This is a genomic window from Clostridium sp. MSJ-8 (assembly GCF_018918325.1).
GTDB lineage: Bacteria > Bacillota > Clostridia > Clostridiales > Clostridiaceae > Clostridium.
Map to the genome: position 1 here is coordinate 49192 of NZ_JAHLQH010000045.1, position 12983 is coordinate 62174.

Here is a 12983-nt window from a genome sequence, read left to right on the forward strand (position 1 = left end):
ATAATTTGTTTGCTGATTTTATAAAACATTATGATAACATTCGCTCTATACTTAGAGAGATGTTTTTATATGGTTGCTTTTCTAGAGAGGATTATGAGAATAAGAAGATAGGGAGTTCTAGAAAGGTTAGTTATGAGATAAGGAGAATTCAGCAATATATAGAAAAAGAATTTATTAGAATAGATAGGGATGGAAAAGTGAAACTTCTTAGTTTGAGCTATGATGCTATAACTAATACTAAAAACTTTTTGGTAAGCACATATCTTAATAAAAGTTTCACTAAAACTGATATAGTACTTCATTATAATATACTTCTTATATTAAATAGGAGTGATAAGCCCCTTACAATGAATGAAATTGAAGATGAATTAGTGAAAAATAATCTGATTGATTATGAAATTATAAGTAGCAAGACAATAGAGAGAAAAGTGAAAAAATTAAGTGATTCCATGGGCATTATTCAATCTAAGAAAGTAGGACGTAGTAAAGTATATAGTATAGCAGATGATATATTTTTAGATCTTACTTCAGAAGAACTTGATAAGCTCATGGATATAGTTTCTTTATGCAAAAATATTATTTTCCCTAATATATCCGGATATTATCTAGAAGATACATTGAAGCAATATATGAAGTTTGAGAGAAAGATAGATTATTGTTTCGATGATATATTTCAATATCAGAAGTTACATTTTCATCCAATAATTGAAGAAGAGGTTTTATGGAAATTATTAAATGCTATTAAGGATAAGAAGAGGGTTGCATTAGAATATAATAAAAATATTAATAGCAGAAGTAGATATAATTCAGAGGAGATAATTCCATACAAGATACGTTATGATGTTGAATGTGGAAGATGGTATTTAATAAGCTTTAAAGGAGATAAGTGTTTTATATCTAGATTAGATAGGATAGCGGATGTAAGGATACTTAATATAAATTATAATGAAGATTGTCTTGAAGATAAATATAAAAAGGCAATGATGTATAGTTGGTCAGCAGTACAGATAAATGGTAATACAGAACCTGAAGTATTTAAATTTAAAGTGAGTATATCAGATAGTAGTGAAAATTATATTATTGATAAAATAAAGGCAGAACTAGAAACATATGAGGTAGAGAAAATAGATGAATATACATATCTATTCACCAAAATAGTTAATGATTGTAATGAACTGACACCATGGATAAGAGGATATGCAGGAAGGATTGAAGTAATAGAACCTGCATACATAAGAAAGAAGATAAATAGGGATTGGAAGGAGATGCTTAAAAACTATGGAGTTATTTCATGAATATAAAAATAGATATTTTAACTTAGTTTTTAAGTTGCTCAATTTATCTCAAAGAGGATTGAGTAGGGAAGAGATTATATCATTAATAGATCAAGAGGAATATGATGAAAAATTAATATCTAAAAATTTAGTAACCTTTGAGGGAATGTTATTAAATGAATGTGATGAAGAAGATAGATTGAATTTATTAACAGAAGAAAATGATAAATTTTATCCTATTATAAAGAATAATAAAAGTCTAGCACTTAGTGTCAGATTATCAACTATAGAGAAACAGTGGTTAAAATCTATGATAAGTGACGATATGGTAAGAGAATTGCTAGGAGAAGAAATAATAAATAAACTAGAAAATAAACTTGCAAATGTAGAGAGTATATCCAAAGATGTAATAGAAAAGACTAATAAAATTACATATGATAAGAAAAATTATAGTGTTCTAAAGGATAAATTTTTTCTATTAATAGATTCAATAAAGAGAAATAAAATAATAAAATACACTAGTGTAGATAAGATGGGAAATGAATATAAAGACATATTAGCATTACCTATAAGAATAGATTATTCATTAAAAGATGAGAATATTAGGGTTTCTGTGTATTCGTTAGTAGAAAAGAGAAGCATAATGTTATTATTAAGCAACGTTAAAGAAATTGAAATTCTAGAAGATATGCAAGTCGATATTAAGAGATCAGATATAATAGATAATCTTAAACAGAAGAAATATTGCAAAGAGCCAATAGTATTAGAGGTGACTGATATAAAGGGTGCAATGGCTAGATGTTTTATGGGATTTTCTTCTTATGAGAGAAGTACAAGGAGTTTAGGGGATAATAAATATGAGGTTAAGATATTTTATTATACATTTAATAAAGATGAAATGATAAGAAAGATATTGACTCTTGGGCCTTATGTAGTAGTAAAATCACCAGAAAATATACGAAATGATATTATAGATATACTTAAAAAGAGAGTTTTATATTTAAATGATGAATAAGTAAATTGTTATTATGGTATTTTAAGGTTGTTAAATTAAATAAGAATATTAAGTTTAGACAATAAATGTCGCTTATCTTATGTCGGACGGATAAGCAATGTTTATTGTCTTTTTTAACGTCTTAGAAAGTATAAAAGTTTCATGGATTTAAGAGACGCTTAGCAAGTCGTTAGAAATATAATTTAACAAATTAAATAATTAGGAGGGGAATAACATGCCAAAAACAAAAGGAGAATCAATAATACAGTTTATACCTAATTATATAGTTACATATTGCAGAAACTTTTTATTTGCACTTCCATTACAGTTAATTTTGGTAGGACCATTAGCTAGATTTATATTTAGATCTATTTTTCGTAATAAAGAAAGATAATACCATGACAGGTTCTAAAAACAAGTTTTAGAACCTGTCATAATGGCTAAACAAAATCTAAGGGTATATAGTATAGCTTTAGATTTTGTTCCATTAAAGTCTATATAGTCTAGTTTGGAATTGGAAGTTTCTCTTTGTTTCAAAGCCATCTTCTGATTCAATATTCTTTATATTTTCAGACATAGATACTAAACTAGCACTCATATTGTCTGCTCTAGCAATTATAAGCGCTTCTTCAAAAGAAGGTTTAACAGGAGAACCCCATTCAAGGTTTTCATGGTGACTAGCTACAATATGAATAAGTAGTTTAAACCAATTAGGTTTTTGAGGTAGATTCTTTTTGGTGCAAAAATTATTTATAGCTTCGTATAATAATCCTATACCTTCAACAATGTGATCATTTAACTTGCCTACTTCTGTCATTTGCGGTTCGAATATTTTCATTGTATAGCAATTTAGTTTGCCTATGTCATGCAATAAAGAACCCATCTTTATAAGATCTAAATTAATAGCTCTATCTCCAGTTGTCTTATTCTTAATAGTTGCCATAGATAATGCATATTCTAGAACTTCTGTGCTATGTTGAGCATTTCCACCAATGAAGTTGTGGTGAATTCCTACTGCAGAAGGTGCATTGAAATAATCTTCTTGAGTATGTATTAATTCTCCACTTATAACACCTTCAGTAAATTCTCTTATTTCTTCATTTTCTATTGAATCAACTGCAGAACGTATTATTTTTTTTAAGCTTTCTTTTGGAATATATGAGGTTTTTGTAACATATTTTATTGCATCTGGTTCAGTATTTAATTCTATATTAGATATATCTATATATTTACCTCTGAAGTCCTTCATTTCTCCTGAAACATTATAAACCTTACCTATTTCAGGAATTAAATCATCTTCAGTATGATTCCATTTTTTTGCGACTCCGATGCTAGCACCATCATTAAATTTTATTAATAAATATTTTCCTCTTGAATAGGGTAATATATCTGCACTTATAATTCCTATATAACTATTAGTAATTTTTTCTCCTACTTGATATTCACTTGCTCTCTTCATAAAAAATAAGCCTCCATTAACTTTTGTATAAAGTATAACTTATATACAATATTTAATTATTTGTGTTTACAAATAATATTATACATAAAAAAATTATTAATAAGGAATTATTTTATAAGAAAATAGTATCTATTCAAACTAAAATTATAAAATAAGGACTAAATTGTATTATGTAATTGTTACATCATTAATGTAATAAAATTATATATATAGACATAGTAAGCAAATGTTATTTATCAATAACATTAATGTATAAAAATGAAAAAATGTGAATAAAATAGTTGACAAAGGCAACAAAAAGGAATATATTAGTTTATAGAAAGTGGCAACAATTTTGAGGTGAATATAATGGATGAAAAGAAGGACATTATTTCAGACATTCGTAAGTTCAATCTATTTTATACAAATTATTTTGGCTACTTAAACCAACATTTGTTGGAAACTAAATATTCAGTAACAGATATACGTGTATTGATAGAGATTGATAGAATACCTGAATGCACTGCTAATAAAATGGTGAAGATATTGAAGTTCGATAGGAGCTATATGAGTAGAATCTTAAAGAGATTCGAGAAGAATGGCTTGATAGAGAGAAAGATATCAGAAACAGATAAGAGAGTACATTATGTTTCTCTTACAGAGGAAGGCAAGAAGGAATTAGCAGAGATTAACTATAGAGCAGATAAGCAGGTGGCTGGAGTTATTCAGTATTTGAATGATGAAGAGAAAGAAAGACTTCGAAATGCTGCAAAAGAATTAATGGATTTATTCTCTAGAAATGAAGAATTAAAACATTATCATTATAAATCAAGATAGAGTAATAATTAAGTGCTCAGTGATGAACTCTTAAATTACATATACACAATATTTTATATTTTAATTTAATGGAGGTTAGATAAAATGGCAAAGATTTTTTATCAAGAAGATTGTAACTTATCATTATTACAAGGAAAAACAATAGCTATTATTGGTTATGGTAGCCAAGGACATGCACATGCATTAAATGCAAAAGAATCAGGATGTAATGTAATAATAGGATTATATGAAGGAAGTAAGTCTTGGGCAAAGGCAGAAGCTCAAGGATTTAAAGTATATACTTCAGCTGAAGCAGCTAAAAAAGCTGATATCATAATGATATTAATAAATGATGAACTTCAAGCAAAATTATATAAAGAAGATATCGAACCAAACCTAGAACCAGGAAATATGTTAATGTTCGCTCATGGATTTAACATTCACTTTGGTCAAATAGTACCACCTAAGGATGTAGATGTTACTATGATAGCTCCAAAGGGACCAGGACATACTGTACGTAGTGAATATCAAGCAGGAAAAGGAGTTCCTTGTTTAATAGCTGTTGAACAAGACGCTACTGGAAATGCTCAAGATTTAGCATTAGCTTATGCATTAGCAATTGGTGGAGCTAGAGCTGGAGTTCTTGAAACTACATTCAGAACTGAAACTGAAACTGACTTATTCGGTGAACAAGCAGTACTTTGCGGTGGTGTTTGTGCATTAATGCAAGCAGGATTTGAAACATTATGTGAAGCTGGATATGATCCAAGAAACGCATACTTTGAATGTATTCATGAAATGAAGTTAATAGTTGACTTAATATATCAATCAGGATTCGCAGGTATGAGATACTCTATATCTAACACTGCTGAATATGGAGATTACATCACTGGACCTAAGATAATAACTGAAGATACTAAGAAAGCAATGAAAGCTGTATTAAAAGATATCCAAGATGGTACATTTGCAAAAGACTTCTTATTAGATATGTCTTCAGCTGGTGGACAAGCTCACTTCAGAGCATTAAGAAAATTAGCTGCTGAACATCCATCTGAAAAAGTTGGTGCAGAAATCCGTAAATTATATAGCTGGAATGGTGAAGACAAATTAATAAACAACTAATTTGAGCTTAATGAAAATGAGATAATTCATTGCATAATTATACAAAAAGGATCTATTCTTAATAGGAATAGGTCCTTTTTTACGCTTTAGGAAATTACATAGAATTTCAAAACAAGTTTTGAAACTTATCATGAAGGATAAACAAAATTTTAGGTACTATAGGTGGACAGATAATTTTAAGAAAAATATGTTAAATATGCATTAGTATTGGTATAATGTAATTAATTGTGGGGATATTAAAAGAAGTATCAAGTTAAAATTTAGGAAGTAGGTTTATTGTCTTGAAAAATAAAAAGAAAAAATTAAAGATATCAATATTTTTTTTAGTAGTATTTGTGGTAGTATCTACCATTACCTTTCCTTTGTATGTTTTCTATGGACCGTTTAAAGATGTTAGAGATATGGTAGTGGGGTTATCTATGTCTACGACACATTATCAGTTTGTTGCTAAGATGTTTTTTAGTGATAAGGAAATAGAGAATATACTTAATAAGGCTAATAAACAAAATAATATAGAAAAAGATGCAAATATAAGTAAAACTGCTGTAGAAGCAATAGCACCGATAGATATTGATGAAACAAATTCAGATATAGAGACTATAGAAATCAATACTAATAAATTTAATGGAATGGCAATTATCATAAAAGATTCTACTAGAGTTAAGATAGGTTATTCTAAAAAATTAGGAGAAGTAGGGGAAACAGTATCAGCTATGGCTGATAGATATGGAGCAATAGCGGCAATAAATGGTGGTGGTTATAAGGATATATCTAATGTAGGGTATTCTGGGGGAAATGGAGGGCTTCCAATAGGAATACTTATATCAGAAGGAAAAATATTATCACCTAATAAGAGTACAGATTACTCTAAAGTTGAATCAGCTGTATTTGCTATAGATAATTCTGGAAAGGTGTTTGTAGGAGAAGCTTCAGCACAAGATTTAATAGATAAGGGATATATGGAAGCTATATCATTTTCACCTACATTAGTTGTTAATGGTAAACCTTATATATCAGAAACAACTTTACATGGAATAAATCCTAGAACTGCAATAGGACAGAGAGAAGACGGAAGTATAATAATGCTAGTTATAGATGGTAGACGTGGACTAAAATTTGGTGCTACATTAGAGCAAGTACAAGAAGTTATGTTAAGTCTAGGTGCAGTTAATGCTATGTGTTTAGATGGAGGTGGGTCTTCGGTTATGTATTATGATGGAGAAGTTATAAACACTCCTTCTAATTTAACAGGAGAGAGATGTGTTCCAGATATAATTTATGTGAAATAGCGGTGAAGATATGAAGAGAAGAAGTAAGATAATAATAGGAGTTATAGTTACTGTAATTGTATCTATAGCAGTACAAACACTAGCATTAATATTTATTCAGAAATATTATATAGATAGTGATTTGGCAATAACATTTAATAATGTTACGGAAAAACCTAAAACGGAATCTAAGTATGAAGAAGATAAAGGTGTAGATATACCAGAGGAAGCTCAGAATGTAATGATATCTAATGATGGGAAATATATTTTATATGTATACAATGATCAAGCACATGTGGTTAATTATGATACTAGAGAAGATTCAATAATAGATTTTCAGTTAAGAGGTGAGAATACACTACTTACTTGGCATGATACTGAATCCAAGATAATAATAGCATCTACGGGGGAAGATAACATAGTGGGATTTAAGATGTATATATATGATCCTAAGAGTAAAGAAGTGAATGCTGCTTTAGATTATAATAATCAGCAGAGAACATATTATTTAAATAATATATATGAGAAAATAACGGATATTGCAATTAATAATTATAATACTATATTATATCTTAAAGTTCAGAATAAGCTTGCAGATTGGATAAATAGATTAGATATATCAGGAGATACTTATGCATTATCACTAGGATGCAATAATATAGGTAATTATGTGATTATGAAGGAAAAAGATGAAGTGTGTTATGAAAATCTTGATGATAATTCTATATATTATACAGATTCAGGTGTGACTAAAAAGATATCAATAGATAGTGGATTAAAGATACTTGGAATGAAGAATAATATCTTATATATAGCAAAAGAAGAGAATAATAAAATTTCTAAGATATATTATAAGAATTTAGACAATGAAGATATTGAGAATGACAATTGGAACAAAATGGATATTAATAGTTATACTGATAGAAATAATATTATGTTAAGTGAAGATGGAAATATATATTTAATAATAGATAATAAATTAAAGAATCTTATGGATAATTCTGAAATAAACTATGAGAATGGAAAGATTATTAAGATATTAGACAATGAATTTTTTATAAGGATAGGAAATAAGATTAAGAAAATGAGTTTAACTAAATAATTATCTTGCATTTATGAAGGTATGAAAAATTAAAAGAATTATATAAATCAATTATATATATAATTAATAATAAAATAGTGGAGGGGACTATGGGAGAATATAACCAAAAAGTAAATAACATAATTGTTGAAGTGAAGAAAGTTATAAAGGGGAAGGATATAGTAATAAGGAAGGTACTAACTAGTATACTAGCACAAGGGAATATACTTATAGAAGATGTTCCAGGTGTGGGTAAGACAACATTGGCATTAGCTTTTTCAAGAGCTATGGCATTAGAATGCAGAAGAATGCAATTTACACCAGATGTTATGCCATCGGATATTACAGGATTTAGTATATACAATAAGAATATTCAGGATTTTGAATATAAGCAAGGAGCGATAATGACTAATCTATTTCTTGCAGATGAAGTTAATAGAACATCTTCTAAAACTCAATCGGCATTATTAGAAGTTATGGAGGAAGGGAAAGTAACAGTAGATGGAATAACTAGATGCGTACCTAAACCTTTTATAGTTATAGCTACGCAGAATCCAATAGGATCTGTAGGTACTCATATGTTACCAGAATCTCAACTAGATAGATTCATGATAAAGATAACTATAGGTTATCCTAATATTGAGAGTGAGATAAATATGTTAAAAGGTAAACAGAATAATGTTCCATTAGATAGTGTGCAAGAAGTTGTCAATAAAGAAGAAGTGTTAATTATGCAAGAACAAGTGGAAAATGTATTTGTTCATGACGACATATTTGACTACATAGCTAGACTTGTGTATGAAACTAGAAACAATCCTTTAATTGAACTGGGAATAAGCCCTAGAGGAACTGTAGCATTAACACAAATGGCAAAAGCATCTGCATTTATTGATGGTAGGGATTATGTAATACCTGAAGATATAATAGGATGCTTTGAAGATGTAGTGTCTCATAGAATAATATTAAGTTCAAATGCTAGGTTGAATAATTACACTATATCTGATGTTATATCAGAAGTAAGAAGTAAAGTAGCACAAGGCAAAAGGGTGAAGAGATGATAATAAGTATAATATTATATTTATGTTTAGTGGTGGGAACTATAATATTTGCAGCTTTATATAGATTTTATTTTCCAATAGTAATAATTTTATTAGAAATAATTCTGCCTATTGTACTATTTATAATTACAATGATATCTAGATTATTATTGGAAATAAGAATAAATAGTAAATTTAATACATTTAATAAAGGTTCAGAAGTTCCGATAGATATAGCTATAGATAATAAATCAATATTTCCTATATCTAAGATTAGGTTTAATGTTATTTGTAAGGATAGATATGGAAAACAGTCTGTAGTTAAGATAAAGACTTTGGCTAATAGTAGATCAATAACTAATATTACTTATAATATAGATGTAAAGTATTGTGGAATTATAGATATAGCAATTGAAAAGGTTTATATATATGATTATTTATCCTTATTTAAAATTAGGAAAAAGATAAATAAAAGAGCTAGCATAATTATATTACCTAATGTTTACAATGTAGATAATGATATAGCTATATCTGAAGTAGAATGCGATGAAGGTACAAGATATTCAGAATATATTAGTGGAGAAGATAATTCAGAGATATTTGACATAAGAGATTATGTTCAAGGAGATAAGCTTAATAGAGTTCATTGGAAGCTTAGTAGTAAATATGACAATATGGTTGTAAAGGAATTTGGATATCCTTTATCAACAAGAATTGAATTATTACTAGAATTATATGTGGATAAGTCTAAAGAGTGGGAGAAGATAGTGGATGGGTTAATAGAAACAGTAGCATCAGTATCAAGTTCTTTAATTCAAAAAGGTCATGAACATAATATAGTATGGTATCGAGAAGATATTAAAGAATTAGTTAGTGAAAGAATAACTTCATTTGAAGATTTTCATAGGACAATTAAAGATATATTAAATTGTAATTTATATTTAGATGCTCTTAAGGCATTATCGCTATATTCAGAGGGAACTATGCAACCAGAAGCAAGTGGAGGAATATATTTTACATCAGTATATAATGATGTTGATAGCAAAATAGGACTAAACACAATAGTTGTAACAGATATGGAATGTGATGAAATCAATGTTTCCTCTGCGAACGTTACTAGATGTAGCATTGTTAATGTAAATAATATTGAAGATGACATTAAAAAATTGATTATATAAAAAGGTATTGAATTATGAAAATGAGAAAAAATAAAAATAATATGTATAATTACAAAATAAAAACAACTATATATAGTGAGGGAAAAGATAAAACTAATATATTTGAGTATTTTATAATTCTTATAGGCGTTATGGCTACCATGTTAATTATAACTACCGCATTTAATTGGAACCATGTATATGAGAAATTAATAATAATAGAATCAATAATAGTTACATTAGTGATGTGTATATTGTTTAAACAGAAAAAGAAAGTAAATATAATAATAGCAATTGTAATATTTATTGTTGGAGTTATTAATATACACAATATAGTCTATTCCTTTGTAAAAGTTTTTAATAATTATAAAAAGTATTGTGTAACAGAAGGAGTAATAGTTGTTGGAATATGCTCAATATTATTAGCATTTTTTATTACCCTTATTGTTAAGAAGAAACCTAGCATAATATTAGCAATTATAGTTACATTACCATTTTTATTAATTGTAACTCTAAGTGGTAAACTTCCTTCTAATGTATCATTTGCTATGTTAATAGCTTTTTTATTATCTATATTGTTTATGAATGTCAAGAAGAAAAAGATGAATATTGACAGAGAAACAGTTGAAAAGAGTAATGCAATTATAGGGATAACAGCTATTATGATAGCTTTCGCTATTATAATGGGAATATGTCATGTATTCACTAAAGAAGATTATGATAGCCTTTGTAGAGATTTATTACCGGTTTATAACAATATAGATTGTTTTATGGAAGATATGTCTTTAGAGAATTTTAAGAATATATTTAAAAATAATATTGTAGCTACAGGAGGTGTAAGTGGAGGTGAATTGGGAAATGTATCAAAGTTAGAATATGATAATAGTACTGATCTTATAGTTAACTTACCTGTAGAAGAAAATTTAAATAGAAATATATATTTAAAAGGATATGTAGGTGGAGAATATAATAGCAACTGTTGGAAGCAAGTTAATGATAATGACTATAAAGATCTTCAAAAAAAGTTAGATAATAAAGATATTAGTGGTATGGTACAGAATATTAGTTCAAGTGAGATAGCAGAAGTTAATGGTTCATTAAAAGGCACAAGTGAGAAGTTTATTAACTATAAAGGAAAGATGCAAATAGAGAATATAGATGCAAACAAAGAATATGCATATCTTCCTTATGCTTCTATATATACTGATGATTTTATATATTCAAAAGATTTAGGGTGTAGTGCGAAAAATCAAGATAAATATTCAGTAGAATATTATAATTATGAAGAGGATATAGATACTATAGAGAATATTTTCTCAAGTAAGAGAGATAATGATATAAATAAGTTAGAAGCTATATATAGGAATTATGTATATGAAGTATATACTAAGTTACCAAGCAATAGTTTAAAAGATATAAAACAAAAATATAAAGGATTATCAGAAAGGAATTCTTTAATCTCTTGTATAAATATTGCCAAAAAAGCTGTTTTAGAAGGAACAAAATATGACTTACAACCTGGAACATTACCTTGGGGAAAAGACTTTGTTGAGTATTTCTTGAATGAAAATAGAAAGGGATATTGCGTTCATTTTGCTAGTGCAGGAGCAGTGATACTAAGAGCTATGGGAGTACCTGCTAGATATGTAGAGGGATATGTTATATATCCTGAGGATTTTGAACTTGCATCATTTTATCTAAGTGCAGATCCTATAGAATATAATATTTCTGATATATCTATATTAAATACTATGTCATTAGAAAAGCTTGATGAGGCATTTGTTGAAGACATTGATGAAAGAACTATAAATGAAACATATAGTACTATGTATAATATAAATGGTGAGATATATCAATTAATTATTGATCAAGTAGTGGGCATTTATGATGTGGATGATCAATACAAAAAAACTGGAGATAATACCTTTAGATTTATGAATGTTGATTATAAAATTGAAGATAACAAGGTAAAGAGAGTAGATGAAGTGGATTATGATTCTATATTTTCAGCAGGTAGTTCAACAGCAGTTCAATCACAAGGTGCAAAAGTAAAATTAACAGATGCAAGAGCGCATGCTTGGGTAGAAGTGTATATAGATGGATATGGTTGGTATCCTGTAGAATTTACGCCAAGTAATATGAACAGCGATTATGATGATTATGAATCTATGGAAGAAGAATTAAATATTGAAAGTGCAAGCAATTCAGGTGAAGAAAATTCTGTTAATCAAAATGAACCAAGCCAATCTAATACTACAGAAAGCACAAACCCAAAAGATATTAAGGTAGATGCTAATCAAGATAGTAGCATATTGACTACAACTTTAAATATTTTAGTTATAATTGTTGCAACAATAATAGCTGTATTTATCTTAACTATAGTTATTAGTAGATGTATATTTAGTTATAAGAATAAAGTTATGGAGAAGAGTTCTGACAGAAACAAATCTGCCATTTATTTTTACAACAAACTAATAAAATCAATAGAATTCTATTTAGGGGAGAGTATAGTTATAGAGTCATACAAAGAATTTGCAGAAACAATAAATAATGAAATTAAATTTATTGATATAAAATGGTTTAATAGATTAACAGAATTATTCTTAAAGGCAAAATATAGTAATAAACAAATATCTAAAGATGAATTAGAAGATTTAATAAAAGGAAGTTATAAAATAAGACAAATAATATATAATAACTTATCAAGGGTGAAATGCTTTAATTACAAATATGTGAAAAAATGCATATAAATCTCCTTTTTGGACTATTTTAAGATAAACATTTGTAGTATAATTT

11 protein-coding genes are annotated in these 12983 nt (G+C 27.7%); 10 read left to right on the forward strand and 1 reads right to left on the reverse strand.

Going from position 1 to position 12983, the window contains the following annotated elements; all coding sequences use genetic code 11:
* The first annotated feature begins 5 nt into the window (after positions 1 to 5).
* From KQI77_RS10185 to KQI77_RS10195, 3 genes are all read left to right on the forward strand, one after another.
* Complete coding sequence (locus KQI77_RS10185) at positions 6 to 1295, forward strand: YafY family protein (RefSeq protein WP_253289426.1); 1290 nt, start codon at positions 6 to 8, stop codon at positions 1293 to 1295.
* Positions 1279 to 2289, forward strand: coding sequence for a WYL domain-containing protein (locus tag KQI77_RS10190; RefSeq protein ID WP_216390323.1), 1011 nt, complete (start codon positions 1279 to 1281; stop codon positions 2287 to 2289). Before KQI77_RS10185 ends, KQI77_RS10190 begins: the two co-directional genes overlap by 17 nt.
* Before the next feature lie 214 nt (positions 2290 to 2503).
* On the forward strand, positions 2504 to 2662 hold the full coding sequence (locus tag KQI77_RS10195; protein WP_216390324.1) for a hypothetical protein: 159 nt from the start codon (positions 2504 to 2506) through the stop codon (positions 2660 to 2662).
* Positions 2663 to 2755: 93 nt separating this feature from the next.
* Here the strand turns inward: KQI77_RS10195 and KQI77_RS10200 are convergent, their stop codons facing one another.
* Positions 2756 to 3727 carry an HD domain-containing protein gene (locus KQI77_RS10200; protein WP_216390325.1) on the reverse strand — a complete coding sequence of 324 codons (972 nt, stop codon included), beginning with the start codon at positions 3725 to 3727 and terminating at the stop codon, positions 2756 to 2758.
* Positions 3728 to 4075: 348 nt separating this feature from the next.
* Here KQI77_RS10200 and KQI77_RS10205 point away from each other — a divergent pair, with 348 nt between their 5' ends.
* The 7 genes from KQI77_RS10205 (at position 4076) to KQI77_RS10235 (ending at position 12937) form a co-directional block, all read left to right on the forward strand.
* A complete protein-coding gene (locus tag KQI77_RS10205) occupies positions 4076 to 4543 on the forward strand; it encodes a MarR family winged helix-turn-helix transcriptional regulator (protein WP_216390326.1) in 468 nt (155 codons plus the stop codon).
* Between the two features lie 84 nt (positions 4544 to 4627).
* Entirely contained in the window at positions 4628 to 5644 is a 1017-nt protein-coding gene (gene ilvC, locus KQI77_RS10210) for a ketol-acid reductoisomerase (protein WP_216390327.1), read from the forward strand.
* A 281-nt stretch (positions 5645 to 5925) separates the two neighbouring features.
* Positions 5926 to 6933: a phosphodiester glycosidase family protein gene (locus KQI77_RS10215; protein WP_216390328.1), complete on the forward strand. Its 1008-nt coding sequence runs from the start codon at positions 5926 to 5928 to the stop codon at positions 6931 to 6933.
* Between the two features lie 10 nt (positions 6934 to 6943).
* Positions 6944 to 8014, forward strand: coding sequence for a hypothetical protein (locus tag KQI77_RS10220; protein ID WP_216390329.1), 1071 nt, complete (start codon positions 6944 to 6946; stop codon positions 8012 to 8014).
* Between the two features lie 89 nt (positions 8015 to 8103).
* Positions 8104 to 9051: a MoxR family ATPase gene (locus KQI77_RS10225; RefSeq protein WP_216390330.1), complete on the forward strand. Its 948-nt coding sequence runs from the start codon at positions 8104 to 8106 to the stop codon at positions 9049 to 9051.
* Positions 9048 to 10208 carry a DUF58 domain-containing protein gene (locus tag KQI77_RS10230; protein ID WP_216390331.1) on the forward strand — a complete coding sequence of 387 codons (1161 nt, stop codon included), beginning with the start codon at positions 9048 to 9050 and terminating at the stop codon, positions 10206 to 10208. Before KQI77_RS10225 ends, KQI77_RS10230 begins: the two co-directional genes overlap by 4 nt.
* 14 nt (positions 10209 to 10222) lie before the next feature.
* Positions 10223 to 12937, forward strand: coding sequence for a transglutaminase domain-containing protein (locus tag KQI77_RS10235; RefSeq protein WP_216390332.1), 2715 nt, complete (start codon positions 10223 to 10225; stop codon positions 12935 to 12937).
* Positions 12938 to 12983: the final 46 nt, after the last annotated feature.